Genomic DNA, 23,021 nt, shown 5'->3' with positions numbered 1-23,021 from the left:
ACCGGCATTCCGCAGCCGGTATAATCTGCACCAATGCTCAGATCTGCATGCCGCCGGCGACCTCGATGCGCTGGGCGTTGACCCAGCCGAATTCGTCCGACAGAAGGCCGGCGATGACCGGGCCGACATCGTCCGGTGTGCCGGCGCGGCCGAGGGCTGTATGGTCGGCGACCATCTTGTTGACGGCCGGGTTGTCGCGCACCACGCCGCCGGAGAAATCGGTGGCGATGGCGCCGGGGGCGACGACATTGACGGCAATGCGCCGCGGTCCAAGCTCCAGCGCCATGTAGCGGCTGAGCGTTTCGACCGCCGCCTTCATCGGGCCATAGATGGCGCGGCCGTTCATGGCCACACGTGCAAGCCCCGACGAGATATTGACGATCCGGCCACCGTCGTTGATTAGCGGCAGCAGCGCCTGTGTGAGCAGGAAGACGCCCTTGAAATGGACGCTGAACTGGGCGTCGAGTTCCTCCTCCGTGCCATTGGCGAGGGTTGCGGTCGAGGATGTGCCGGCATTGTTGACCAGATAATCGAAATGGTCGGCGCCCATGCTTTCAAGAGCCGATCGCACGGCGTCGACGAAGGCGGGAAAGGAGGCCGATTTGCCGGTGTCGAGCTTGAGGGCGATGGCTCCGGCGCCTGCCTCGGCGGCGAGGGCGATGACCTTGTCGGCTTCTGCCTGATTTGAGTTGTAGGTGAAGATCGAGCGAACACCGCGCCTGGCCAGGCAGAGGACGGTGTTCCTGCCGATGCCGCGGCTGCCGCCGGTGATGATCGCGATCTTTCCCGTTGATTTATCTTGTCGTTCGGCTGTCATGGCTGGGCTCCTGTGATCGAGTTCGGCTCAGTATAGGGGCCGCAGACCCTTGTGCTGAATGCCGAAAGGCGGTCAATTCTTGCCTATTCCTGCTTTCCAATGTAATGTCCTCGCCAGCAAGACAGGCTCGGAGTGCTGCCGATGATGGACGAACTGATCGCGGAAATCCGGCGTTACACGGATCGCAAGCCGGGCGAAAACATCTATTTCACGCCGATCAACACCGTGGCGATCCTCCGGTCGGACTATCCGAAACCGCCGGCGCACCGGATGTCCCAGCCATCCATGTGCATCGTGGTGCAGGGCGCGAAATGGGCGAATTTCGGCGGCAATCGCTTCGAGTACAAGGCGGGCGAGGCTCTCGTCATCGGTGTCGAAGCGCCGTCTGTCGGCCGGGTGGTCGAGGCAAGCCCGGATCATCCCTGCCTTGTTCTCATGTTCGAGCTCGACCTTGCCATCATGCGCAGCGTGGCGGCGGAACTTGCTGATCCGCCGAAGCCAAGGAGCGAACCGTGCCGCGGCGTTTTCGTCACCAATTTCCAAGGTCCGATCGCCGATTGCGCCTTGCGGCTGGTGCGGCTGTTCGACATGCCGAACGCCATTCCGACGCTCTATCCGGTGATCATGCGGGAGATCTGCTACTGGCTGCTGACCGGGCCTCATGGCGCCGATATTGCCCGCATGGCGCTGGTCAACAACCAGCCGCAGCGGGTGCTTGAGGCTGTGCGGGTGCTGCGTGAACGGTTTGCCGAACCGATCCGGGTCGATGAACTGGCGGCGGTTGCCCAGCTCAGCCCGTCCGCCTTCCACCGGCATTTCAAGGCGCTGACATTGCTTTCGCCGCTGCAGTACCAGAAGCAGCTGCGGCTTCTCGAAGCCCGCCGACTGTTGGCGTCGCAGGGGCTGAATGTCGAGGCGGCGGCCTTTCAGGTCGGGTATGAAAGCCCGTCGCAGTTCAGCCGGGAATATTCACGGATGTTCGGCGAGGCACCGAAGCGCGATGCGAGACGCGTCGGCTCGCAGCTCGGGGACGAGGATAGCGGCGATGCTGCTGCAGCCGTGATGCTGCAAGGCGCCGCCTGACAGGTTGCGGAAGAGGCCGAATGGAGGTCAGGCGGATTTTTCCCGCACGAGTTCGCGGATACGGTTCGCCACGGCCTCGTCAACGGGATTGTAGACGACCATGTTGAGATCCGGCCTGCCATCCACTGCAAATCCGGAATATTCCAGCTCGATATCGCCCAGGATGGGATGCTTGAGCCGCTTGGTGCCCTCGCCCATCGTCGCCAATTCGTTTTCCTGCCAGATCCTTTCGAACTCTTCGCTCTTGCGGCACAATTCGTCGACCAGGTCGGCAATTTCCGATATGGCGCCGGCGCGTGCGGCATCGGCGCGAAAGGCGGCGACGACGAAGCGGGCCATGGCCTCCCAATCATGCTGGTGCTCCTTCACACCCGGCCTGAGGAACAGCATGCGCAGCACGTTGCGCTCGGTCGGTACAAGCTGGCTATAGTCGGTCATGACGACGGTTGCGGCCTTGTTCCAGGCCAGAATGTCCCAGGCGGCGGTCCTGATCAGGGCAGGGCTCGTCTCCAGCAGATCGATCAGCCGCTGAAGGCGCGGGCTGACCCCTTCGACGGCCCGGTAGCGAACTTCCGGCGGACGGCCGAGGCCGAGCATGAAGAGATGCTCGCGTTCCGGCTCGGTCAGCATCAGGCCGGAGGCGATGCGGTTCAAGACATCGGCAGAGGGGGCGCCGCCGCGGCCCTGTTCCAGCCAGGTGTACCAGGTGGGGCTGATATTGGCACGCTGGGCGACTTCCTCACGGCGAAGACCGGGCGTGCGGCGGCGGCCGGCGAGGCCGAAATTTGCCGGATCGAGACGGGCGCGGCGATCGCGCAGAAAAACACCCAATGCATTGTTGTCAGCAGTCATGATCTGGCTTCCGATCCCGTACGGATTGTCCTATTGGTCATTATAATAGGATAAAGTCACTACTTTAACAGCATGAAGACTAGCGCAATAAGGGGTTCTCTTTCAACCAGGAGACATGACATGCGCATCTTTCTGACCGGCGCGACCGGCTTTATCGGCTCCAGGATCGTGCCGGAACTTATCGGCGCGGGACATCAGGTCATCGGCATGACCCGTTCAGACGCCGGTGCGAAGGCGCTCGAAGCCGCCGGTGTCGAAGTGCATCGCGGCACGCTGGAGGAGCCCGAGAGCCTGCGCCGCGGGGCGGAGAAGGCTGACGCCGTCATCCATACCGCATTCGACCACGATTTTTCGCGTTTTGTTGAAAACTGCGCCAAGGACACGCGGGTAATCGCGGCGATGGGCGAAGCGCTCAAGGGTTCCAACCGGCCGATCATCATCACCTCGGGCACCGGCCTCGGCATTGCCGAGCATGGCCAGCCGGCGGTCGAAGATGTCTGCAATCTCGACCATCCCAATCCGCGCGTCGCCTCCGAAATCGCCGGCAATGCGCTGCTCGACGCGGGCATCAATCTGTCTGTGGTGCGCCTGCCGCAGGTGCATGATCCGGTTAAGCAGGGGCTGATCACGCCGCTCGTCGAGATCGCCCGCGCCAAGGGTGTCTCGGGCTATTTCGGCGACGGTTCAAACCGCTATCCGGCAGGCCATGTCGTCGATGTCGCCCGGCTTTACCGGCTGGCGATCGAGCGGGCGGAGGCGGGTGCACGCTATCATGCGGTCGGCGAGGAAGGTGTTCCGGTGAAGCTCATCGCCGAAGCGCTCGGCCGCGGTTTGAACCTGCCCGTCGCCTCCATCCCGGCGGAAAAGGCCGGTGAGCATTTCGGCTGGATGGCCATGTTTGCCGGGCTCGATATGCCGGCGTCCAGCGCCAGGACGCGCGAAATCCTCGGCTGGCAGCCGACGGGTCCGAGCCTGCTCGAAGATCTCGACGCCATGGATTACCGGGCAATAGCTGCCTGAGCCTGAAAAGCCGCGGGCCGGTTGCCGGCCCGCTGAGCCTTTACCCTGCGGCTAGCCGCCGAAGGCCTTTCCGCGGCTCTCAGATCGCTCTTCGCGACTGTTCCGTTCCGGTGACCTTGATCTCGTTTCGCACCTCGCCGACGCCGGCGATGCCCTTCGCCACCTCGGTGGCGCGGGGGATCTCTTCCTGGCGCTGGACAGCGCCGGCAAGCGTGATGATCGAGCCTGTCGCGGTTACCGTCACATCGCTCGCGTCGATGCCGCCGGCGGAAGCGAGCGCATCGGAAACCAATCCTTCCAGCACGGCATGGGGCGGAAATTCGACCTCGATTTCCGGCGGCGTCTCGTAAAACTGCTGATGCTTGAAGACCATGTCCAGTTCTCCTCTTCTGGCGGAGAACAACGCGGGCCTTTCAAATTGGTTCAGAAGACGGATGCGCCGGCTATCATCCGGCAGTGCCGGTCACCGTGCCGATCATTTCGCTCAACTGCTGTTGCGAGAAGGGTTTTGGCAGACGGGGCAAGTGGTTGCCGCTGCCTTCGGGAAGCTCGGCATAACCGGTCGCCAGCACGACGGGCAGGCCCGGCCACTCCACGGCGATTTCGGCTGCCAGTTCCGCACCGGTCATGCGCGGCATGGAATGGTCGGTGATGACGAGATCGATGCGCACGTCGTCGCGCCGCATGGCGGACAGCGCTTCCTGGCCGCTATAGGCCTCGATCACCTGATGGCCGAGATCCTCCAGCATCAGGGTCGTGTTCATCAGAACCAGGGCGTCGTCATCGACCGCAAGCACGGTCAGAGGTCGGTCGCCGATCTTTTCGCTGTTGCCTGTCGCCACAGCCTTCTCCTTGGGGCAATCTGTTTTGTCGATCGTGGGCAGGTAGAGCGACACGGTGGTGCCCTGGCCCCTGACGCTTTCGATGGCGATCATACCGCCCGACTGTTCCGTCAGTCCCTGCACCATGGACAGTCCCAGTCCTGTTCCCTTGCCGACCCCTTTGGTGGTGAAGAACGGGGTCGTGGCAAGCGTCACCGTTTCCGGGTCCATGCCCTCGCCGGTGTCACGCACGAAGATACGCAGATAGTCTCCGCTGCGCAGTTTTCCACTGTCGTCGGGCACATGATGGGGAAGGGCGCCGATCGTGACGGTCCCCTGCTCGTTCATCGCATCGCGGGCATTGACGACCAGATTGAGGAGCGCGGTTTCCAGTTGCACGCTGTCGGTCAGCACGCTTTTCAGCGCCGGGGAGAACTCGGTCTCGATGCGCATCGTCGAGCGCAGAGAGCGTTCGAGGAAGTCCTTCATGCCGGCAACCAACGCCGGCACGTCGACCGGCGTCATGTTGAGTTCCTGGCGGCGCGAGAAGGCCAGCATGCGCTGGGTCAGCGCAGCACCACGTTCGGCACCCTGCATGGCATTGTCGATCAGGGGCAGAAGCGAGGGGTCATCCGGCATGCGCTTGCGCAGGATTTCGAGGCTGCCCATGATCGCCATCAACAGGTTGTTGAAGTCGTGGGCAATGCCGCCGGTCAGCTGGCCGATCGCCTCCATCTTCTGCGCCTGGAACAGATCCTCGCGGGTCTTGGTCAGCGCCTTCTGGGCCTCGACCTTTTCGGTGATGTCGCGAGTGATCTTGGCGAAGCCGAGCACCTGGCCGGTCTCGTCGCGAACGGTGTCGATGACGACATGGGCGAGGAAGGTCGTTCCGTCCTTGCGCAGCCGAAGCCCCTCGCGTTCGACCCTGCCGGTGCGGCGGGCGATGTCGAGATTGCGTTCCGGCTCGCCCTTCCTGCGGTCTTCCTCGGTATAGAAGTGCGAGAAATGCCTGCCGATCGCCTCGTCGGCGGTATATCCCTTGATGCGGGCGGCGCCGGCATTCCAATTGCTTACATGGCCTTCGGGATCGAGCATATAGAGGGCATAGTCGCTGACGCCGTTGACGAGGAGCTGGAACTTTTCCTCGCTGAGGCGCAGTTCCGCCTCCGCCTTCTTTCTCTCCGTCAGATCGCGGGTGACCTTGGCGAAACCGAGAAGATGGCCATTGCGGTCCCAGATCGGATCGATGATCGCATGGGCCCAGAAACGGGTTCCATCCTTGCGCACGCGCCAGCCTTCGCTTTCGTAGCGGCCATCGGTGGTCGCCGTTTCGAGCGCCAGTTCGGGAAGGCGGGCGAGGCGGTCCTCGTTGGTATAGAAGCGGGAGAAGTGGTGGCCGAGGATTTCGGCGGCCTCATAGCCCTTGAAGCGCTGTGCGCCGGCATTCCAGCTCGCCACATGGCCCGCAGGGTCAAGCATGTAGATGGCATAGTCCGAGATCGCATCCACCAGCAGGCGATAACGCTCCTGGTCGAGCAGCGAAACGTCCGGACTTTCGGTCATTACATACATGTCCCCCTCGGTCGCCCCATTCATGCGGCCGGATTGCCAGAAATATAGGGCGCGGCAGCAAATTCAATGCCAGTTGCGAACATTAGCGACAAGTGAAATTGCGCGGCAAGGTTGACAAACTGAAACTCACGATTTACGACTGACGAACATTTAAATTCGTCAGTCGTAAATCGTGAGGCCTAATGGACATCGGCGACCCCCATGCGGAGATGGTGAGGCAGGAGAACGTGCAGCGGATTCTCGATGCCGCCGAGCGCCTGTTCAAGCATTACGGATATTCAAAGACCAATGTTGCCGACATCGCCAAAGACCTCGGCATGTCGCCGGCCAATATCTACCGGTTCTTCTCCTCCAAAGCGGAGATCCACAAGGCGCTGTGCAACCGTATGCTGGAAGTGACGCGGGATGTCGCGCTTGCCAATGCAGCGCGGCCGGTCAGTGCCCATGAACGGCTGCGGGATCATTTCCTCGGGCAGCACCGGATCACCGTCGAAATGCTGCTGCATGAGAACAAGGTTCACGAAATGGTCGTGGTGGCGATTGAGGAACAGTGGTCGGTGATCGAAAACCATATCATGCAGATGCGGGCGATCGTCACGGGGCTTGTGCGCGAGGGTATTGCCGCAGGCGAATTTCGCGCTCAAGATGCAGATGCTGCTGCCGAATGCCTCTGTGATTGCGTCGTGACGCTCTGTCATCCGCAGATCATCGCCGAATGCCTGATCGAGAACCGCCGCACGACGCCGGCCGATCTGGTGGATTTCGCCCTGAGGGCGCTGAAGTAGAACTCTCGAAATGAATAGCCGGTGCCGACAGGCGCCATCATCAATCGCCACCGGAGTGGGGGCCATGACCGTTACCTCTCATCGACGTTCTTCCGTTTTCGCCAGGGGACTGCTCGTCGCCGCAGCGCTGGCCGCACTTTCCGCCTGCTCGGAGGAGAAGAAGGCCGAGGCCCCCGAAGTCGTTCGTCCCGTGAAGGTGGCCGAGATCGGTCCACCGGATGAAGGGCGCAAGCTCGTCTATTCCGGTTCGGTCAAGGCGCGCACCGAGATGAATCTCGGCTTCAGGGTTTCCGGCAAGATCACCGAAAGGCTCGTCGATGTCGGCGACCGGGTGAAGGCCGGCGACGTTCTGGCGAGGATCGACGAGACCGACTACAAGCTGTCGCTCGACAGTGCCGACGCCAATCTGGCCTCGGCGCAAAAGCAGGCCGAGATCACCCAGATCGCGCTGAAGCGTGCCCAGACGCTGCGCGACAAGAACGTTTCCTCGCAGGCCGATCTCGACCAGGCAACGCTCTCCCGCGACCAGGCGATTGCGGCACAGCATTCGGCGGAAGCCTCGCTCGACCAGGCGAAGAACCAGGTCGCCTATACCGAGCTGAAGGCCGACAGGCCGGGTATCGTCACCGCCGTCAGCGCCGATGTCGGCCAAGTGGTGGCAAGCGGTTCGGCGGTGCTGACGGTTGCGGTCGACGGTTCCAAGGAAGTGCTGGTCGCCGTGCCCGAGATGGATGTGGCGCAGTTCAAGCCCGGCAAGGCGGTGAAAGCCAATTTCTGGTCGTCGGACAATCTGGCGCTCGACGGCAAGGTGCGTGAGGTGGCCGGCAGCGCCGACAGCCAATCGCGCACATTCGCGGTGCGTGTCGCATTGCCGGATGACGACCGGGTGCTGCTCGGTATGACGGCAACGATCACTGCTTCGCTCGACAATTCCTCTCCGGCCTATTCAGTGCCGCTTGCAGCACTCGCCAAGAAGGGCGAGCAGTCGATCGTCTGGGTGGTCGACCGCCAGAAGGGCACGGTCAATGCGCGGTCGGTGACGATTGCCGATTTCTCCGACGATGGTGTCCGGATTTCCAAGGGGCTTTCGACTGGTGACCTCGTCGTCTCGGCCGGCACCCAGTTCATGAAGGACGACATGAAGGTGCGGCTACCGGAAACGGTTACCTCGCGCTTCGGCAGCGTCAACAGCATGACGGCCGCATCCGTCGGCGTATCCGCCGGCAACTGACCCCCGTGTGGCTTCGGCCGTTTTCTTCTGATCGAAGGACCAAGACAATGTCGTCGTCTCACACCCCAACGCCGTCTGCGGGTCATGATCCCCAGCTGCCTCACGCGCCTCACGGGGCCGGCGGGCCGGATCGTCAAAAATTCAACCTGTCGCGCTGGGCGATCCAGCATCCGAGCATCGGCCGTTTCATCTTTGGCATGATCCTGATCATGGGCGCGCTCGGGGTGATGAACATGGGTCAGAAGGAAGACCCGGACTTTACCTTCCGCGTCATGGTCGTGCAGACCTCCTGGCCGGGCGCCTCGATCGAGGACATGCAGAACCAGGTGGTCAACAAGATCGAGCGCAAGCTGCAGGAAACGCCGCATCTCGACTGGATCAAGTCCTATACCCGCGCCGGCATGTCGATCACCACGCTGCAGATCAAGGGCGATACCAATGCCCAGCAGGTGGCGGATGCATTCTATCAGGTGCGCAAGAAGGTCGGCGACATCAAGCAGGATCTCCCCTCCGGTCTCCAGGGTCCCTATTTCAACGACGAATTCGGCGACACTTTCATCACGCTGCATGCGATCGTCGGTGACGGCTATACCTATCCGGAACTGAAGCAGTTCGCCATCCAGGCGCGTGACATGCTGCTTGCCACGCCCGGCGTCGAAAAGGCGACGATCCTTGGCGACCAAGCGCAGAAGATCTTCATCGACATTTCCTCCAAGGCGCTGGCCGAACGGGGGCTGACGGTCACCGATATCCAGAATGCGCTGTCAGGGCAAAACGATGTCGATGCGGCCGGCAGCGTCGAGACGCATGATCGTTCGGTGCGCATTTCCGTCGAGGGCGGGATAAAGTCTTCGGCCGACGTGCGCGAATTGCGGATCCGGTCGGGCGACCAGGTGTTCCGCCTTGGCGATATCGCCACCGTCAAGGACGGGCTCGAGGATCCCTACGACAACAAGTTCCGCTTCAACGGCGAGGATGCGGTCGAGATCGGCGTCGTCATGGCCAATGGCTACAAGGTGACCGATGTCGGCAAACAGGTCGAGGCGACCTATCAGCAGTTCGAAAAGACATTGCCGGTCGGGGTCGAGGTGCACCAGGTCTCCAACCAGCCGGAAGTCGTCACCGAAGCCGTCGGCGAGTTCACCCAGGCCTTGATGGAGGCGCTGGTGATCGTGCTGGTCGTGTCGCTGATCTCGATTGGCTGGCGTTCCGGCATCGTCATCGCGATTGCCATTCCGCTCGTCCTCTCAGCCACGCTCGCCATCATGTATTACATGGGCATCGAGCTGCAGCGCATCTCGCTCGGCGCCTTGATTATCGCGCTCGGTCTTCTGGTCGACGATGCGATGATCGTCGTCGAGATGATGGAGCGGAAGCTCGAAGAGGGGCTGCCGCGGCTCGAAGCGGCGAGCTTTGCCTATTCATCGACAGCCTTCCCGATGCTGACCGGCACGCTGATCACCACCGCGGGCTTCATCCCGGTCGGTTTTGCGGCCTCGACGGCCGGTGAATATGTACGCTCGCTGTTCTTCGTCGTCGGCATCGCGCTCGTCACGTCATGGTTCGTCGCGGTCTATTTCACCCCGTGGCTCGGCTACATGATCCTCAAGCAGCGGGCGCATGTGGGAACCCACAAGGACGCCTATGATACCCGCTTCTACAGGCGGCTGCGCGGCACGGTCTCTTGGGCGGTGCGCCACCGGCTGATCGTCATCGCGCTCACCTTCGTCGCCTTCGGTGGCAGCATCTACGCTTTCAAGTTCATTCCGCAGAGCTTCTTCCCGCAGTCGTCGCGGCCGGAAATCCTGGTCGACATGTGGCTGCCGGAAGGGACCAGCGTCTACGAGGTGGAACGGCAGGCCAAGGCGCTCGAGCAGAAGATCATGGCCGATCCGGACCAGAAGTTCGTCGCCACCTTCATCGGCCAAGGCGCGCCGCGCTTCTTCCTGCCGCTAGACCAGCAGCTCGCCAACCCGAACTATGCCCAGCTGCTCGTCATGTCCAAGGGGCTGGAAGAGCGCGAGCGGCTGATCGTCAAGCTGCGTGATATTCTCGCCAATGATTTCCCGACGGTGCGCGGTAAGGTGGACCGCCTGTTCCTCGGCCCGCCGGTCGGCTGGGCGGTGCAGATGCGCGTCATGGGGCCGGACAAGGCAGAGGTGCGCCGCATCGCCGACCAGGTGAAGGAACGCTTCGAGCAGCAGCCGGGTTTCGGCGCGATCCATGACGACTGGATGGAACCGGTGCCGGCGGTGAAGCTGGTCATCGACCAGGATCGCGCCAGGGCGCTCAGGATTACCTCGCAGCGCGTGCGGCAGATGCTGCAGGCCGCCGTTTCCGGCGCACCGCTCGGCGATTTCCGCGACGGCGAGGAAACCGTCTCGGTCGTACTGCGTGAGCCGGATGCCAGCCGCAATCTCCTGTCGGCGATCAACTCGGTCTATATCCCCTCCGATCTCGGCGGCTTCGTGCCGGCCTCGCAGGTGGCGCGTATCGAGCCGATCATGGAACAGGGCATAGAATGGCGGCGCAACCGCCTGCCGACGATCACCGTCAAGGCTACGTTGCCCGACAACATGGAGCCGACCCAGGTGTCGCTCAATCTCTACCAGAACCTTGCGGATATCAGGGCTGCACTGCCGGCCGGCTATCATGTCGACATCCAGGGCGGCGCCGAGGACTCGGCCGAAAGCCAGCAGTCGATCGCGGCAAAGATGCCGGTCATGCTGCTCGTTATCCTCGTGCTTCTGATGATCCAGCTCAGGCATTTCGGCAAGGCGATGCTGGTGCTGGCCACCGGTCCGCTCGGCATTATCGGCGCGGCGATGGCGCTTTTGATCACTGGCGCGCCGTTCGGCTTCGTGGCGATCCTCGGCGTCATCGCGCTGCTTGGCATCATCATGCGCAACTCGATCATCCTCGTCGACCAGATCGACCAGGATATCGCTGCCGGCATGCACCGGCAGGAGGCGATCGTCGGTGCTGCCGTCCGCCGCTTCCGGCCGATCATGCTGACGGCGCTCACCGCCGTGCTGGCGCTGATCCCGATCTCGCGCGGCCTTTTCTGGGGGCCGATGGCCTATGCGATGATGGGCGGCATTCTTGTCGCGACCGTGCTGACCCTGCTCGTACTGCCGGCTGCCTATGCGCTGTTCTTCGGTCGTGAACCGAAGACGAAGGACAATGAAGGCAATACCACGCCCGGCAAGCAGGGCGATCTTTTCGACGGCCAGCGAGACCTTCCGATGGCTGCCGAATAACCGCCGGGGCGTCTTCAGACCTAACCAGTTCCCATGAAGGCGCCCCGGCTTCGAATATGCGATGGCAGGCTCGACAGCCTGCCGATGGTGCAGGGGGCATGCGTCAATCGCGCCCGATTTAGCATCTGGCAAGACCGATGGCCGGGCGGCTATGATCGGTGACCGCATCTTGCAACGGGCACGGCATGACCGATCACCCAGTCCAGACCAACGACATTCTCATCGACCGTATCGGCAATGCTGCCATCATCCGGCTCAATCGGCCAAAAGCGCTCAACAGCCTCAATCTGGTGATGATCCACGCGATCGGCGTAGCGCTTGCCCGCTTCGTCGAGGACGACACGATCGCCTGTGTGATCCTGACAGGCGAGGGGGAGCGCGGGCTTTCGGCCGGCGGCGACATAAGGGCGATCCATGACCTGAGCCGTGCCGGGGAACCGGATGTCGCGGGCTTCTGGCGCGACGAATTTCCGATCAACTACCAGCTGGCGCATTATCCCAAACCCTATGTGGCGCTGATGGACGGGCTGGTGATGGGCGGCGGCGTCGGGCTTTCCGCGCATGGGCGCCACCGGATCGTCACCGAACGCACCAAGCTTGCCATGCCGGAAACCGGGATCGGCTATTTTCCCGATGTCGGTGCCACGTGGCTGTTGCCGAAGGCGCCGGGCGAGGCGGGGACATGGATGGGGCTGACCGGTGACTTCATCGATGGCGCGGATGCCATCCATGCCGGGCTGGCGGATCATCAGGTTCCATCCGACAGTCTGGGCGAGATCGTCGAAGCGCTCTCGGGACTGAAGCCGGGTGTGTCCCATGCCGATGTCGAGGCCGTCATCGACGGTTTCGCGGTCGTGCCGGGCGAAAGCCGATTGCAGGCCAATCGTGTCGTGATCGACCGGGCGTTCCGCCACGATACGGTCGAGGAGATCGTCGCGGCCCTTCACAGGGAAGACGGAGCGTTCGCCGAGGCCACTCGGGCGGTGATCGCCAGGCGTTCGCCGACCAGCCTCAAGCTCACCCTGCGTCTGCTGCGGGCCGGGCGCGACAGTTCGAGCCTCGTCGAATGTCTAGAGCGGGAGCTGACCGCCGCGACGGAAATCCTGCGGCATGAGGATTTCTACGAGGGCGTGCGCGCCGTGCTGATCGACAAGGACCATAATCCGAAATGGCATCCGGCAACGCTTGCCGAAGTGACGGAGGCGGAGCTGGACCGGTATTTCGAAAGCGACCATCCGGTGTTGTTTGCCGAGCACAGGCTTTGAGGCGATCGTTGGGGGCGCCGGCTTGCAATTCCGTCAGCACGGGTAGCCACATCGGCCATGCCGTGTGGTTCGACTGCATTGCCATCGAACCCCTAGGGTTCGGGAATGGGGCAGGCAGTGGCATTGGGGTGGAAGGTAGATTTTGGTCTGCCTGCCCCGGTCGCTTCATCCGGTTCGAAGAGGACTTGTCAATTCCCGCCCGAACCTGTTCATCGACCATCACCGGCAACCGAGCAGCTTCAGAGCCCGTGAAGGAGGCCGGTTCGCGAACCCGGTTTCCCGTCCGATGACGATGTGATTATCGGGCCTTGTGCGCCGGTGGGGATGATCAGGTCCGCATTTTTTTCGGAAGCATATTGCAGAAGGCTGAAGGCCGGGCGGTGGCGCCCCTACGCGGGAGCGATCATGCCCCTTGCAGTTCGTCTTCTTCGGTTTCTTCGCGACTCTTTGCGAGCGTCGCTATCAGTGCCTTGATCCTGCGGCGGATGTCGCTGTCGCTGATATCGTCGAATTTCAAGGCGATCGATGTCGCTTCGCTGCTCAGCACCGAAACCGGCTTGCCGTCGATGCCGAGGCCATCCATCATCTCGTCCTTGGTGCCTTCGAAGAGATCGTCCAGCGAACAGGATAGGACGATCGAGAACTGCACGAGGCGGGAGGCGGATACCCGGTTGGTGCCCTTCTCGTATTTCTGGACCTGCTGAAAGGTGATGCCGGCCGCTTCTGCGAGCGCACCTTGCGACAATCCCCGCAGGAGACGGATGTGGCGGATGTTTTCGCCTACACGCTGATCCACCTTCTTTTCATCGAGATCGATCTTCGTCTTGTCAGTCGGCAACAAAGTACCCTCCATGGCTTTTGCCGCACAGCAACAGATTGCAAGTAACGGTGCAAGGAATTTATGGTACTTTCCCGTACAGTTTTGTTTCCGAATGTTTCCCGTATGTATCTGCTTGGTTTCCCGGTTGTTTTCGGTGTCGCTGCAGTGGGTCAACTCGTTGCCAGAAGGGCGATTTCCAGTCCTGCTTGATCCCCAGCCGGTGTTCACGCCAGACGGTGAAAAGGCCTGCAGCAACGACGATCAATGCACCGGCCACCATGTTGATGGTGATGGTTTCGTCGAAGAAGATGGTGGCGACGGCGACGCTCAACACGATCTGCAAATAGGTCAGCGGCTGGACCTCGACGGCGGTCAGCGTCGCATAGGCCTTGATGAGGAAGTAATGGCTGGTGGCCCCACAGATGCAGAGCGCAATCAGCTGTGGCCAGTGTTCCATGGCGATCGGGGTCCAGTAGAAGACGCCGATCGCGGTTGCGACGATGGCGCCGAATATGCCCGTATAAAGCACGCTCGTAACGGCTGAATCCTCCCGTCCGACGGCGCGCGTGGCTATACCGTAAAGACCATAGGAGAGGGCGCCAGCAAAGGACCACAGGAGATTGACGTCGAAGCGGATGCCGATCGGGTTGATGATGACGAGCACGCCGAAAAGCCCGACAAGGATGGCGAGGCCACGCCGCCAGCCGACTTTTTCGCCCAGCAACGGGACCGACAGGACGGTGATGATCAGCGGCGTCGACTGGAAGATCGCCTGGGTCATGGCGAGGCCCGCCTTGTTATAGGCGATGACGACGAGAACGATTTCCAGCATCAGCAGAGGGCCGCGCAGCATCTGCAGGAAGGGCCTGCGGGTGACGACCGCCTTGCGCAGGCCGCCCGGCGAAAACGCCGCCAGCACGACGACGAAGATGGCAAAGGCCCAGAAACGAACCATGGTGAACATGATCACCGGGTATCGTTCACCGAGATATTTGGACAATCCGTCCTGCGCCGCAAAAATAGTGATGGCGAGGAGAACGTAGAGATAACCAAAGCTTTTGTTTTGCATCGGATTGACTTTGACGGGCAGCGCGATCCCGATCCGGATATGCGCGAGACTAATATATTGCTGGTCCTACATGGTCACGGAAAGTTGTGCCATGACTATATCCGCGCAGGTGCTATGCACCACCATGGGGCGTAATGGGCAGCGGAGGCAAAACCGTTGCGGAATGTGGCGAAAAATGGACGAAAATTCTAACCGCCTCTCGCGCCGGGGAGGGCGGTTTCTCGCGAATTGGTGATCGTCCCGTTAGTTTCCGCTTACATTGCCAACCATGGCCCGTTTCCGGAGACTTTTGATGAACCGCCTTCTTCTTCTCGGCACCGCACTCATCGCGCCGCTTGCCGTTGCACTCTTCGTCCAGCCGGCCATGGCGGATGAGCCGAACAAGCTTCTGAACGCTTCCTACGACGTTGCCCGCGAGCTTTTCGTCGCCGAGAACCAGGCTTTCATCAAGCAGCAACCGGGCGTCACCATCGACCAGTCGCATGCCGGCACGTCGAAGCAGGCGCGCTCGATCGTCGAAGGGCTCGAGGCGGATGTCGTGACCTTCAACCAGTCGACCGATATCGATTTCCTTGCCAAGCAGGGTTTCGTCGCCAAGGACTGGACCAAGCAGTTCCCCAACAATGCCTCGCCCTTCTATTCCTTCCCGTCCTTCCTGGTGCGTGCCGGCAATCCGAAGAACATCAAGGACTGGGGCGATCTTGCCCGTGACGACGTGCATGCCGTCTTCCCGAACCCGAAGACGTCAGGTAATGCGCGCTATACTTATCTCGCCGCCTATGCCTGGGCGAAGGAAGCCTATAATGGCGACCAGGAAAAGATCGAGGCCTATATCACCAAGATCTTCAACAATGTTCCGGTCTTCGATACCGGCGGACGTGCCGCTACCACCACTTTCGTGGAACGCGGCCAGGGCGACGTGCTGATCACCTTCGAAGCCGAGACCCGCGGCATCGAAAAGCAGTATGGCAAGGACAAGGTCGAGGGCGTCATCCCGTCGGTCAGCCTGCTTTCCGAATTCCCGGTGGCGGTGGTCGACAAGGTTGCCAAGAAGCACGGCACGGAACAACTCGCCAAGAGCTATCTCGATTTCCTCTATTCGGAAGATGGCCAGCGCATCGCTGCCCAGTTCGGCCATCGTGTGCATGACGAGAAGGTCGTCGGGGAGTTCAAAGACCAGTTCCCGGCAATCCGCCTGGTCAAGGTCGAGGACGTGTTCGGTGGCTGGGACAAGGTCCAGTCCGAGCATTTCGCCTCCGGTGGCACGCTCGACAGGCTCTATGGCAGCCGGTAACTTCCTCTCCAATGCGGCCTTTTAGCGGGGCCGCCGCCTTAAACTCCCTCATTCCTGTGACAAGCACAGGAATGAGGGAAGTCACGCTTTGCGACACCCGACCGGCCGCCATTCGGTTCGCCGGCTTTGCATTGATAAGGAACCGACCGCGTGAGACGACGCAATGTCCTGCCGGGATTGCCATTATCCCTGGGGGTGACCCTTTTTTATGTCGGCCTGATCGTGGTGCTGCCGCTCGCGGCACTCGTCATCAAGGCGGCAAGCCTCGGGCCGGAAGACTACTGGCGGATCGTTTCGTCGTCGCGGGCTCTCGCGAGCTATCGGGTGACGGTGCTTTCTGCGCTCGGCGCGACGCTGTTCAACCTCGTCTTCGGGCTGGCGCTGGCCTGGGTGCTGACGCGCTACCGCTTTCCCGGCCGGCGGATCGTCGATGCGATCGTCGACCTGCCGTTTGCGCTGCCGACGGCTGTCGCCGGTATCGCGCTGACGGCGCTGTTTGCCAACAATGGCTGGTTCGGCTCCATCCTGGAAAGCTACGGTATCAAGGTCGCCTATACGCCCTTGGGCATCATGGTCGCCATGTGCTTCACCTCGCTGCCCTTCATCGTGCGCACGGTGCAGCCGGTGCTGGAAGATCTCGATCCGGCGCTGGAAGAGGCGGCGCAGTCGCTCGGCGGTTCCGACTGGACGATTTTCGCCAAGGTCATCCTGCCGCTTCTGGCGCCGGCGCTGCTGGCCGGCGTTTCGCTCTCATTCGCCCGCTCGCTCGGCGAGTTCGGGGCGATCATCTTCATTGCCGGCAACCAGCCGATGTCGACGGAGATTACCGCGCTTCTGATCTTCATCCGGCTGGAGGAATATGACTATCAGGCGGCGGCGGCGATCGCCTCGGTACTCCTGATTGCCGCCTTCACTATGCTCGCGGTCACCAACTGGCTACAGGCGCGGGCGCTGCGTTATACGGTGAAGGGCTGATCATGAGCGCTCTCTCCAACCGCAGAAAACCGCCGCGTGTCGGCGACAATCCGGTCTTCCGCCGCGTGCTGATCGGCATCGTGCTCATCCTTGTCGCCTTCGTCATCGTCGCGCCGCTTCTCGTCATCGGTTTCGAGGCGTTTGCCAAGGGCTGGGACGTCTATCGCGAGACGATCGTCAATCCGGACACGCAGAGCGCCATCGGGCTCACGGTGCTCACCGCGCTGATCGCGGTGCCGGTCAATACCGTGTTCGGCATTGCCGCCGCCTGGGCGATCACCAAGTTCGACTTCCGTTTCAAGCGGCTCCTGCTCGTCGTCATCGAGATCCCGTTCTCGGTGTCGCCGATCGTCGCCGGCGTCGCCTATTTGTTCGTCTATGGCCTGCAGGGCCTGTTCGGGCCGTTGCTCGATGCCTATGACATCAAGATCCTGTTCGCGATCCCCGGCATCATCATCGCGTCGATGTTCGTCACCGCACCCTTCGTTGCCCGCGAACTGATCCCGCTGATGCAGGCGCAGGGGCGGGATCTCGAAGAGGCGGCGACCTCGCTCGGTGCTTCCGGCTTCCGCACCTTCCTCTCGGTGACGCTGCCGAATGTGAAATGGGCGCTGCTTTATGGCGTCATTCTGTGCAATGCCCGCGTGATGGGCGAGTTCGGTGCCGTCTCGGTGGTTTCCGGCAATATCCGCGGCCAGACCAATACGCTGCCTTTGCATATCGAACTGCTTTATCACGACTATCAGGCGACGGGTGCGTTCGCGGCAGCCTCGATCCTCGCGACCATCGCCGTCATCACCATCATCGCCAAGGTCCTGCTCGAGAGGCAGGGTGCGGGCCGTATCCGCAAACAGGCCAACCCGGCAGAGAAAATATCATGAAGATCCATCTCGAAAACGTCGTCAAAACCTTCGAGACCTTTCGCGCGGTGAAGGGCGTGTCGCTCGATATCGAGAGCGGCGAGCTGGTGGCGCTGCTCGGGCCTTCCGGTTCGGGCAAGACGACGATCCTGCGCATGGTGGCCGGGCTCGAATATGCCGATGGCGGGGCGATCCATTTCGGCGATCAGGACGCGACCGACATTCCGGTGCGCGACCGCGGCGTCGGCTTCGTCTTCCAGCATTATGCGCTCTTCCCGCATATGACGGTTGCCGACAATATTGCCTTCGGCATGAAGGTCTCGAAGGTAAAACGTGACCGGGCAGCGATCTACGCCCGCGTGACCGACCTTCTGCGTCTGGTGCGGCTCGAAGGGCTGGGGGACCGGTTCCCGGCACAGATTTCCGGCGGCCAGCGGCAGCGCGTGGCGCTTGCCCGCGCGCTTGCGGTCGACCCCAAGGTTCTGCTGCTCGACGAACCGTTCGGAGCGCTCGATGCCAATGTGCGGCGGGATCTCAGACGCTGGTTGCGCGAGATCCATTCCGAACTCGGCATCACCACGCTGTTCGTCACCCATGACCAGGAAGAGGCCCTCGATCTGGCCGACCGGGTGGTAATTTTGAAGGATGGCGAAATCATTCAGCAGGGCACGCCGGAAGAGGTGTGCCGCGCGCCGAAATCGGCCTTCGTGATGAAGTTTTTGGGCGATGCCAATGTGATTGCCGCCGAGGTGAAGGATGGCCGGGCCTATGCCGGCGACGTGTCGGTGGAGGCGCCGGGTGTGGCGGACGGCAGGGCCGAGCTTTATGCGCGGCCGGGCGATCTCGACTGGTCGGGTAAAGGGCCGGGGATTGCCGCCAGGATTACCCGCGTGCTCGATCGCGCCGATGGTCGGCGCGTGCTGGCGGAGACGCAGGCCGGTGAGGCGCTTGAATTCGATGTCGAGCCGGAGAGGGTGGTCAAGGCTGGCGATGCAGGGTTTGTGACGCTGAGAAGGGCGAAGGTGTTTGGCGCAGGGTAAGCAAGCGCAGCGAACTTGGCGAAGACCCCTCCCAACCCTCCCCACAAGGGGGAGGGCTTAACAGGGCTGCGTCGCCGAGGCGCCATTGGGTTAAGGCGGTTATCACGGGTCTTCTCCCCCCTTGTGGGGGAGATGGCCGGCAGGCCAGAGGGGGACTTGGTTCGTCAAGGCTCCTTTGCTCAACGCAAACCACCCATGCTTTGACTTTTTGCAGCTTAGTCTATAGGGACGGCGCAAACGTTCGGCTGCGATCGTTGCAGCCAAGGCGCTTTCAGGCGCGGTACATTCCGAAAGACAGATTTGATGACCGATATCAACGGCGCCGTTCCGGCGATCGCGAAGGCTTTGCAGAAGCGTGGTTACGAGACGCTGACCCCCGTGCAGCAGGCCATGCTGGACCCGGCGCTCACGACTGCCGATGCGTTGGTTTCCGCCCAGACGGGTTCGGGCAAGACCGTTGCCTTCGGCATTGCCATGGCACCGACGCTGCTTGACGGCGCCGACAGTTTCGGCCGCGCGGCAGCACCTCTGGCGCTCGTGATTGCGCCGACCCGCGAGCTTGCCATGCAGGTGAAGCGCGAGCTCGACTGGCTCTATGCCGAAGCCGGTGCAGTGATCACCTCCTGCGTCGGCGGCATGGATATCCGCAACGAACGCCGGGCGCTGGAGCGCGGTGCGCATATCGTCGTCGGCACGCCGGGGCGTATCTGCGACCATATCCGCCGCAATGCGCTCGACATGTCCGAGGTTCGCGTGGCCGTGCTCGACGAGGCCGACGAGATGCTCGATCTCGGTTTCCGCGAGGATCTCGAATTTATTCTGGAATCGGCACCTGAAGACCGGCGCACGCTGATGTTCTCCGCCACCGTTCCGGCGGCCATCGCCAAGCTTGCCAAGAGCTACCAGCGCGATGCCGTTCGCATCACCACCCAGGCGGAAGCCAAGCAGCATGTCGATATCGATTATCGCGCGCTGCTGGTGACGCCGTCCGACCGCGAAAACGCCATCGTCAACGTGCTGCGCTATTACGAGGCGCCGAATGCGATCGTATTCTGCTCGACGCGCGCTGCCGTCAACCATCTGCATGCGCGGCTTTCCAACCGCAATTTCTCCGTCGTGGCGCTGTCGGGCGAGCTGACGCAGAACGAGCGTACGCATGCGCTGCAGGCGATGCGCGACGGCCGCGCCCGCGTCTGCATCGCGACCGATGTTGCCGCCCGCGGTATCGACCTGCCGGGTCTGGAACTCGTCATCCATGCCGATCTGCCGACCAATTCGGAAACGCTGCTGCACCGTTCGGGCCGTACCGGCCGTGCTGGTCGCAAGGGTGTGAGCGCGCTGATCGTGCCGGTCACCCAGCGCCGCAAGGCCGAGCGTCTGCTGTTCGGCGCCAAGATCGAGCCGACCTGGGCCAACCCGCCTTCGGCAGACGAGGTGACGCTGCGCGACGAGGAGCGGCTGTTTGCCGATCCGATCTTCACCGAGGTGACGACGGACGAGGACGAACAGGCGCTGATCGCCAAGCTGACCGAGCGTTTCGATGCCGGCACGCTCGCTTCGGCCTTTGTGGCGCTCTATCGCGGCAAGAATTCCGCGCCGGAAGAGATCAATGTTGTATCGCTCGAGGCGCGCAAGCCGCGCGAGGGCAAGCCCGGTGACCCGGCCTCGCGGCCACTGACGCCGCGCGGCGATTTCGGCCCGGCCGTGTGGTTCTCTCTTTCCGTGGGTCGCAAACAGCGCGCCGAACCGCGCTGGCTGATCCCGGCAATCTGCAAGAACGGCGACCTGAGCAAGAACGAGATCGGCGCGATCAAGATGCAGGCCGACGAGACCTTCGTCGAGATCGCGGAAGCCCATGCCGACAAGTTCATGGCCAAGCTCGGCAAGGACAGGATGATGGACCGCGGTATCCGCGTGACACGCCTCGATGCCGCGCCGGATTTTTCCAAGTTCTCCCGTGGCACGGACGATGAAGGGTTTACCAAGCGCGAAGGTCCGCGCATGGACAAACCCTGGAAGGACAAGCCTTTCAACGATGGGCCGAAGAAGGACGGTTTCCGCAAGGACAAGCCGTTTGCCAAGGATGGTCCGCGTGGAGATAAGGCCTATGGGGACAAGAAGCCCTATGGCGACAAGCCTTACGGCGATGGCCCGCGCAAGGACTGGAAGCCGAAGGGTGAAAAGATAAGCGCCGAACGCCGCATGGACGACGACGTCTGGGGCGAAAAGCCGAAGGGCGGTTTTGCCAAGAAGGGCGGCGACAAGCCATTTGGTGACAAGCCCTACGGTGATAAGCCATTCAAGAAGAAGGCGTTCGGCGATAAGCCCTTCGCCAAGGCCGATGGCGACAAGCCTTTCAAGAAGAAGCCTGCCGGTAAGGGCGGGTTTGAGAAGCGGAAGTAACTCGTAGCTTTTGCCGTGAGCTCTTCAAAAGTATAGGGCAGGAAAAAGTCCCCTCCAAAACCCTCCCCACAAGGGGGAGGGCTTAACCGAGTCGCGCCGCTGTGGGTCAATGATGCAGTTGGTTGCCGCGAGCTTTCTCCCCCCTTGTGGGGGAGATGGCCGGCAGGCCAGGGGGGGCGCGGCGAACTGCGGCTTCCCCAACATGAATATGCAACGAAAAACGGCCGGGGCTTTCACCCCGGCCGTTTGCATTTGGACCGTTTGTCCGATCGATCAGTTCATCTGGCTGACGAAGCGGGTTTCGAGATAGGCTTCGACGGCTTCCGAGCCGCCTTCGGTGCCGTAGCCCGAATCCTTGATGCCGCCGAAGGGGACTTCCGGCAGCGCCAGGCCGTTGTGGTTGATGGTCAGCATGCCGGCCTCGACCGAGCGGCCGAGGGCGTGGGCGGTCTTGACCGAGCCGGTGAAGGCGTAGGAGGCAAGGCCGAAGGGCAGGCGGTTGGCTTCCTCGATCGCGTCCTCGAATTTCGAGAAGCGGTTGACGATCGCGATCGGGCCGAAGGGCTCGTCGTTCATGATCTTGGCCGAGGTCGGGACTTCGGAGAGCACGGTCGGCTCGAAGAAGTTGCCCTTGTTGCCGATGCGCTTGCCGCCGGTCTTGAGTGTGCCGCCGACGGAGACCGCGTCATGGATCATGGCTTCCATGGCCGGGATGCGGCGCTCGTTGGCGAGTGGGCCCATGCCGATGCCGTCTTCCAGGCCGTTGCCGACCTTGATGGCTTCAGCAGCCTTGACGAAACCTTCGAGGAACTTGTCGGCAATGCCATCCTGCACGAGGAAGCGGGTCGGCGCGACGCAGACCTGGCCGGCATTGCGGTACTTGGACATGGCGGTGACTTCGATCGCCTTGTCGAGATCGGCGTCGTCGAAGATCATCACCGGCGCATGGCCGCCGAGTTCCATCGTGGCGCGCTTCATGTGCTTGCCGGCGAGTGCTGCGAGATGCTTGCCGACCGGGGTGGAGCCGGTGAACGAGATCTTACGGATGACCGGATGCGGGATGAGGTATTCGGAGACTTCGGCCGGGATGCCGTAGACGAGGTTGACGACGCCAGCCGGAATGCCGGCATCGGCGAAGGCGCGGATGAGTTCGGCAGGTGAAGCCGGCGTTTCTTCCGGTGCCTTGACGATGATCGAGCAGCCGGTTGCAACGGCGGCCGAAAGCTTGCGGACGATCTGGTTGATCGGGAAGTTCCACGGCGTGAAGGCGGCAACCGGGCCGACCGGGAACTTGATCGCCATCTGCTGCACGCCGCCGAAACGGGCCGGTATGATCTGGCCATAGGTGCGGCGGGCTTCTTCGGCGAACCAGTCGATCGTGTCGGCTGCGCCCATGATTTCCATCTTCGACTGGGCAAGCGGCTTGCCCTGTTCGCGGGTCATCATGAAGGCGATGGCATCGGCGCGCGAACGGAGGATGTCGGCGGCCTTGCGCATCAGCTTGGAGCGCTCGAAGGCTGGCGTATCACGCCAGATCTTGAAGCCCTTCTCGACGGCTTCCAGCGCGAGATCGAGATCGGCCGGACGGGCATGGGCGATCTTGCCGATGACTTCATCGGTTGCCGGATCGACAACGGGGATCGTCTCGCCAGCAATGGCATCGCGCCATTCGCCGTTGATGAAGAGCTTTACGTCGGGATAGGTCTGCATGGGGGTCCACTTTCGTTACAGAACGTCGGGTCGCGCGGCTCCGAGGAAACAGGGGGCCGCTGGCAGATGGCTGGTTGGTTCCGGTAGCTGAGTTAAGACAAAGGTGCCGGACAATCAACGGCAGCATTGTCAAAAATAGTCATA

18 protein-coding genes are annotated in these 23,021 nt (G+C 62.1%); 11 read left to right on the top strand and 7 right to left on the bottom strand.

Annotated features, from left to right (window positions below; genetic code table 11):
* Positions 1–37: 37 nt before the first annotated feature.
* Positions 38–817 (bottom strand): SDR family NAD(P)-dependent oxidoreductase, encoded by a 780-nt coding sequence (locus NCHU2750_RS15210; protein WP_119941277.1) that lies wholly within the window; start codon positions 815–817, stop codon positions 38–40.
* A 141-nt stretch (positions 818–958) separates the two neighbouring features.
* Between NCHU2750_RS15210 and NCHU2750_RS15205 the strand changes: the two genes are divergently transcribed.
* Positions 959–1,900, top strand: a complete 942-nt coding sequence (locus tag NCHU2750_RS15205) for an AraC family transcriptional regulator (RefSeq protein ID WP_119941276.1) — start codon at positions 959–961, stop codon at positions 1,898–1,900.
* 27 nt (positions 1,901–1,927) lie between these two features.
* Here NCHU2750_RS15205 and NCHU2750_RS15200 read toward each other — a convergent pair whose 3' ends face one another.
* Positions 1,928–2,752 (bottom strand): helix-turn-helix transcriptional regulator, encoded by an 825-nt coding sequence (locus NCHU2750_RS15200; RefSeq protein WP_119941275.1) that lies wholly within the window; start codon positions 2,750–2,752, stop codon positions 1,928–1,930.
* A gap of 120 nt (positions 2,753–2,872) precedes the next feature.
* Between NCHU2750_RS15200 and NCHU2750_RS15195 the strand changes: the two genes are divergently transcribed.
* A complete protein-coding gene (locus NCHU2750_RS15195) occupies positions 2,873–3,772 on the top strand; it encodes an SDR family oxidoreductase (RefSeq protein WP_119941274.1) in 900 nt (299 codons plus the stop codon).
* Between the two features lie 79 nt (positions 3,773–3,851).
* Here NCHU2750_RS15195 and NCHU2750_RS15190 read toward each other — a convergent pair whose 3' ends face one another.
* Both NCHU2750_RS15190 and NCHU2750_RS15185 read right to left on the bottom strand, forming a co-directional pair.
* Positions 3,852–4,145, bottom strand: a complete 294-nt coding sequence (locus NCHU2750_RS15190; protein ID WP_119941273.1) for a BON domain-containing protein — start codon at positions 4,143–4,145, stop codon at positions 3,852–3,854.
* Between the two features lie 73 nt (positions 4,146–4,218).
* A complete protein-coding gene (locus NCHU2750_RS15185; protein ID WP_502703795.1) occupies positions 4,219–6,156 on the bottom strand; it encodes a hybrid sensor histidine kinase/response regulator in 1,938 nt (645 codons plus the stop codon).
* 191 nt (positions 6,157–6,347) lie between these two features.
* On the opposite strand from NCHU2750_RS15185, the gene NCHU2750_RS15180 reads away from it, so the two are divergent.
* From NCHU2750_RS15180 to NCHU2750_RS15165, 4 genes are all read left to right on the top strand, one after another.
* Complete coding sequence (locus NCHU2750_RS15180; protein WP_119941271.1) at positions 6,348–6,950, top strand: TetR/AcrR family transcriptional regulator; 603 nt, start codon at positions 6,348–6,350, stop codon at positions 6,948–6,950.
* 55 nt (positions 6,951–7,005) lie between these two features.
* Entirely contained in the window at positions 7,006–8,181 is a 1,176-nt protein-coding gene (locus tag NCHU2750_RS15175) for an efflux RND transporter periplasmic adaptor subunit (RefSeq protein WP_502703853.1), read from the top strand.
* Positions 8,182–8,228: 47 nt separating this feature from the next.
* Positions 8,229–11,441: an efflux RND transporter permease subunit gene (locus NCHU2750_RS15170; RefSeq protein ID WP_119941269.1), complete on the top strand. Its 3,213-nt coding sequence runs from the start codon at positions 8,229–8,231 to the stop codon at positions 11,439–11,441.
* 185 nt (positions 11,442–11,626) lie between these two features.
* Positions 11,627–12,706 carry an enoyl-CoA hydratase/isomerase family protein gene (locus NCHU2750_RS15165; RefSeq protein ID WP_119941268.1) on the top strand — a complete coding sequence of 360 codons (1,080 nt, stop codon included), beginning with the start codon at positions 11,627–11,629 and terminating at the stop codon, positions 12,704–12,706.
* A 403-nt stretch (positions 12,707–13,109) separates the two neighbouring features.
* Here NCHU2750_RS15165 and NCHU2750_RS15160 read toward each other — a convergent pair whose 3' ends face one another.
* Together NCHU2750_RS15160 and NCHU2750_RS15155 are read right to left on the bottom strand one after the other, a co-directional pair.
* Positions 13,110–13,544 (bottom strand): helix-turn-helix domain-containing protein, encoded by a 435-nt coding sequence (locus NCHU2750_RS15160; protein ID WP_245480253.1) that lies wholly within the window; start codon positions 13,542–13,544, stop codon positions 13,110–13,112.
* 61 nt (positions 13,545–13,605) lie between these two features.
* The gene (locus NCHU2750_RS15155) at positions 13,606–14,595 is read right to left on the bottom strand and encodes a DMT family transporter (RefSeq protein WP_119941266.1); all 990 of its coding nucleotides are present in this window, start codon (positions 14,593–14,595) and stop codon (positions 13,606–13,608) included.
* Positions 14,596–14,887: 292 nt separating this feature from the next.
* Between NCHU2750_RS15155 and cysP the strand changes: the two genes are divergently transcribed.
* The 5 genes from cysP to NCHU2750_RS15130 all read left to right on the top strand — a co-directional run bounded on the left by cysP (position 14,888) and on the right by NCHU2750_RS15130 (position 21,167).
* Positions 14,888–15,889: a thiosulfate ABC transporter substrate-binding protein CysP gene (gene cysP, locus NCHU2750_RS15150; RefSeq protein ID WP_119941265.1), complete on the top strand. Its 1,002-nt coding sequence runs from the start codon at positions 14,888–14,890 to the stop codon at positions 15,887–15,889.
* Between the two features lie 150 nt (positions 15,890–16,039).
* Positions 16,040–16,864, top strand: a complete 825-nt coding sequence (gene cysT, locus NCHU2750_RS15145; RefSeq protein WP_119941264.1) for a sulfate ABC transporter permease subunit CysT — start codon at positions 16,040–16,042, stop codon at positions 16,862–16,864.
* A 2-nt stretch (positions 16,865–16,866) separates the two neighbouring features.
* Entirely contained in the window at positions 16,867–17,745 is an 879-nt protein-coding gene (gene cysW / locus NCHU2750_RS15140; protein ID WP_119941263.1) for a sulfate ABC transporter permease subunit CysW, read from the top strand.
* Complete coding sequence (locus NCHU2750_RS15135) at positions 17,742–18,764, top strand: sulfate/molybdate ABC transporter ATP-binding protein (protein WP_119941262.1); 1,023 nt, start codon at positions 17,742–17,744, stop codon at positions 18,762–18,764. Before cysW ends, NCHU2750_RS15135 begins: the two co-directional genes overlap by 4 nt.
* Before the next feature lie 303 nt (positions 18,765–19,067).
* Positions 19,068–21,167: a DEAD/DEAH box helicase gene (locus NCHU2750_RS15130; protein WP_119941261.1), complete on the top strand. Its 2,100-nt coding sequence runs from the start codon at positions 19,068–19,070 to the stop codon at positions 21,165–21,167.
* A 273-nt stretch (positions 21,168–21,440) separates the two neighbouring features.
* Here NCHU2750_RS15130 and NCHU2750_RS15125 read toward each other — a convergent pair whose 3' ends face one another.
* A complete protein-coding gene (locus tag NCHU2750_RS15125; protein ID WP_119941260.1) occupies positions 21,441–22,877 on the bottom strand; it encodes an NAD-dependent succinate-semialdehyde dehydrogenase in 1,437 nt (478 codons plus the stop codon).
* Positions 22,878–23,021 lie beyond the last annotated feature (144 nt).

This window comes from Neorhizobium sp. NCHU2750 (assembly GCF_003597675.1).
Taxonomy (GTDB): domain Bacteria; phylum Pseudomonadota; class Alphaproteobacteria; order Rhizobiales; family Rhizobiaceae; genus Neorhizobium.
This window is presented reverse-complemented; position numbering and strand designations above follow the sequence as displayed.

Bases quoted from the DNA above. Each gene is read 5' to 3' on its own strand.
- NCHU2750_RS15210 (WP_119941277.1), bottom strand. From the start codon at position 817: ATGACAGCCGAACGACAAGATAAATCAACGGGAAAGATCGCGATCATC.
- NCHU2750_RS15205 (WP_119941276.1), top strand. From the start codon at position 959: ATGATGGACGAACTGATCGCGGAAATCCGGCGTTACACGGATCGCAAG.
- NCHU2750_RS15200 (WP_119941275.1), bottom strand. From the start codon at position 2,752: ATGACTGCTGACAACAATGCATTGGGTGTTTTTCTGCGCGATCGCCGC.
- NCHU2750_RS15195 (WP_119941274.1), top strand. From the start codon at position 2,873: ATGCGCATCTTTCTGACCGGCGCGACCGGCTTTATCGGCTCCAGGATC.
- NCHU2750_RS15190 (WP_119941273.1), bottom strand. From the start codon at position 4,145: ATGGTCTTCAAGCATCAGCAGTTTTACGAGACGCCGCCGGAAATCGAG.
- NCHU2750_RS15185 (WP_502703795.1), bottom strand. From the start codon at position 6,156: ATGACCGAAAGTCCGGACGTTTCGCTGCTCGACCAGGAGCGTTATCGC.
- NCHU2750_RS15180 (WP_119941271.1), top strand. From the start codon at position 6,348: ATGGACATCGGCGACCCCCATGCGGAGATGGTGAGGCAGGAGAACGTG.
- NCHU2750_RS15170 (WP_119941269.1), top strand. From the start codon at position 8,229: ATGTCGTCGTCTCACACCCCAACGCCGTCTGCGGGTCATGATCCCCAG.
- NCHU2750_RS15165 (WP_119941268.1), top strand. From the start codon at position 11,627: ATGACCGATCACCCAGTCCAGACCAACGACATTCTCATCGACCGTATC.
- NCHU2750_RS15155 (WP_119941266.1), bottom strand. From the start codon at position 14,595: ATGCAAAACAAAAGCTTTGGTTATCTCTACGTTCTCCTCGCCATCACT.
- cysP (WP_119941265.1), top strand. From the start codon at position 14,888: ATGAACCGCCTTCTTCTTCTCGGCACCGCACTCATCGCGCCGCTTGCC.
- cysW (WP_119941263.1), top strand. From the start codon at position 16,867: ATGAGCGCTCTCTCCAACCGCAGAAAACCGCCGCGTGTCGGCGACAAT.
- NCHU2750_RS15135 (WP_119941262.1), top strand. From the start codon at position 17,742: ATGAAGATCCATCTCGAAAACGTCGTCAAAACCTTCGAGACCTTTCGC.
- NCHU2750_RS15130 (WP_119941261.1), top strand. From the start codon at position 19,068: ATGACCGATATCAACGGCGCCGTTCCGGCGATCGCGAAGGCTTTGCAG.
- NCHU2750_RS15125 (WP_119941260.1), bottom strand. From the start codon at position 22,877: ATGCAGACCTATCCCGACGTAAAGCTCTTCATCAACGGCGAATGGCGC.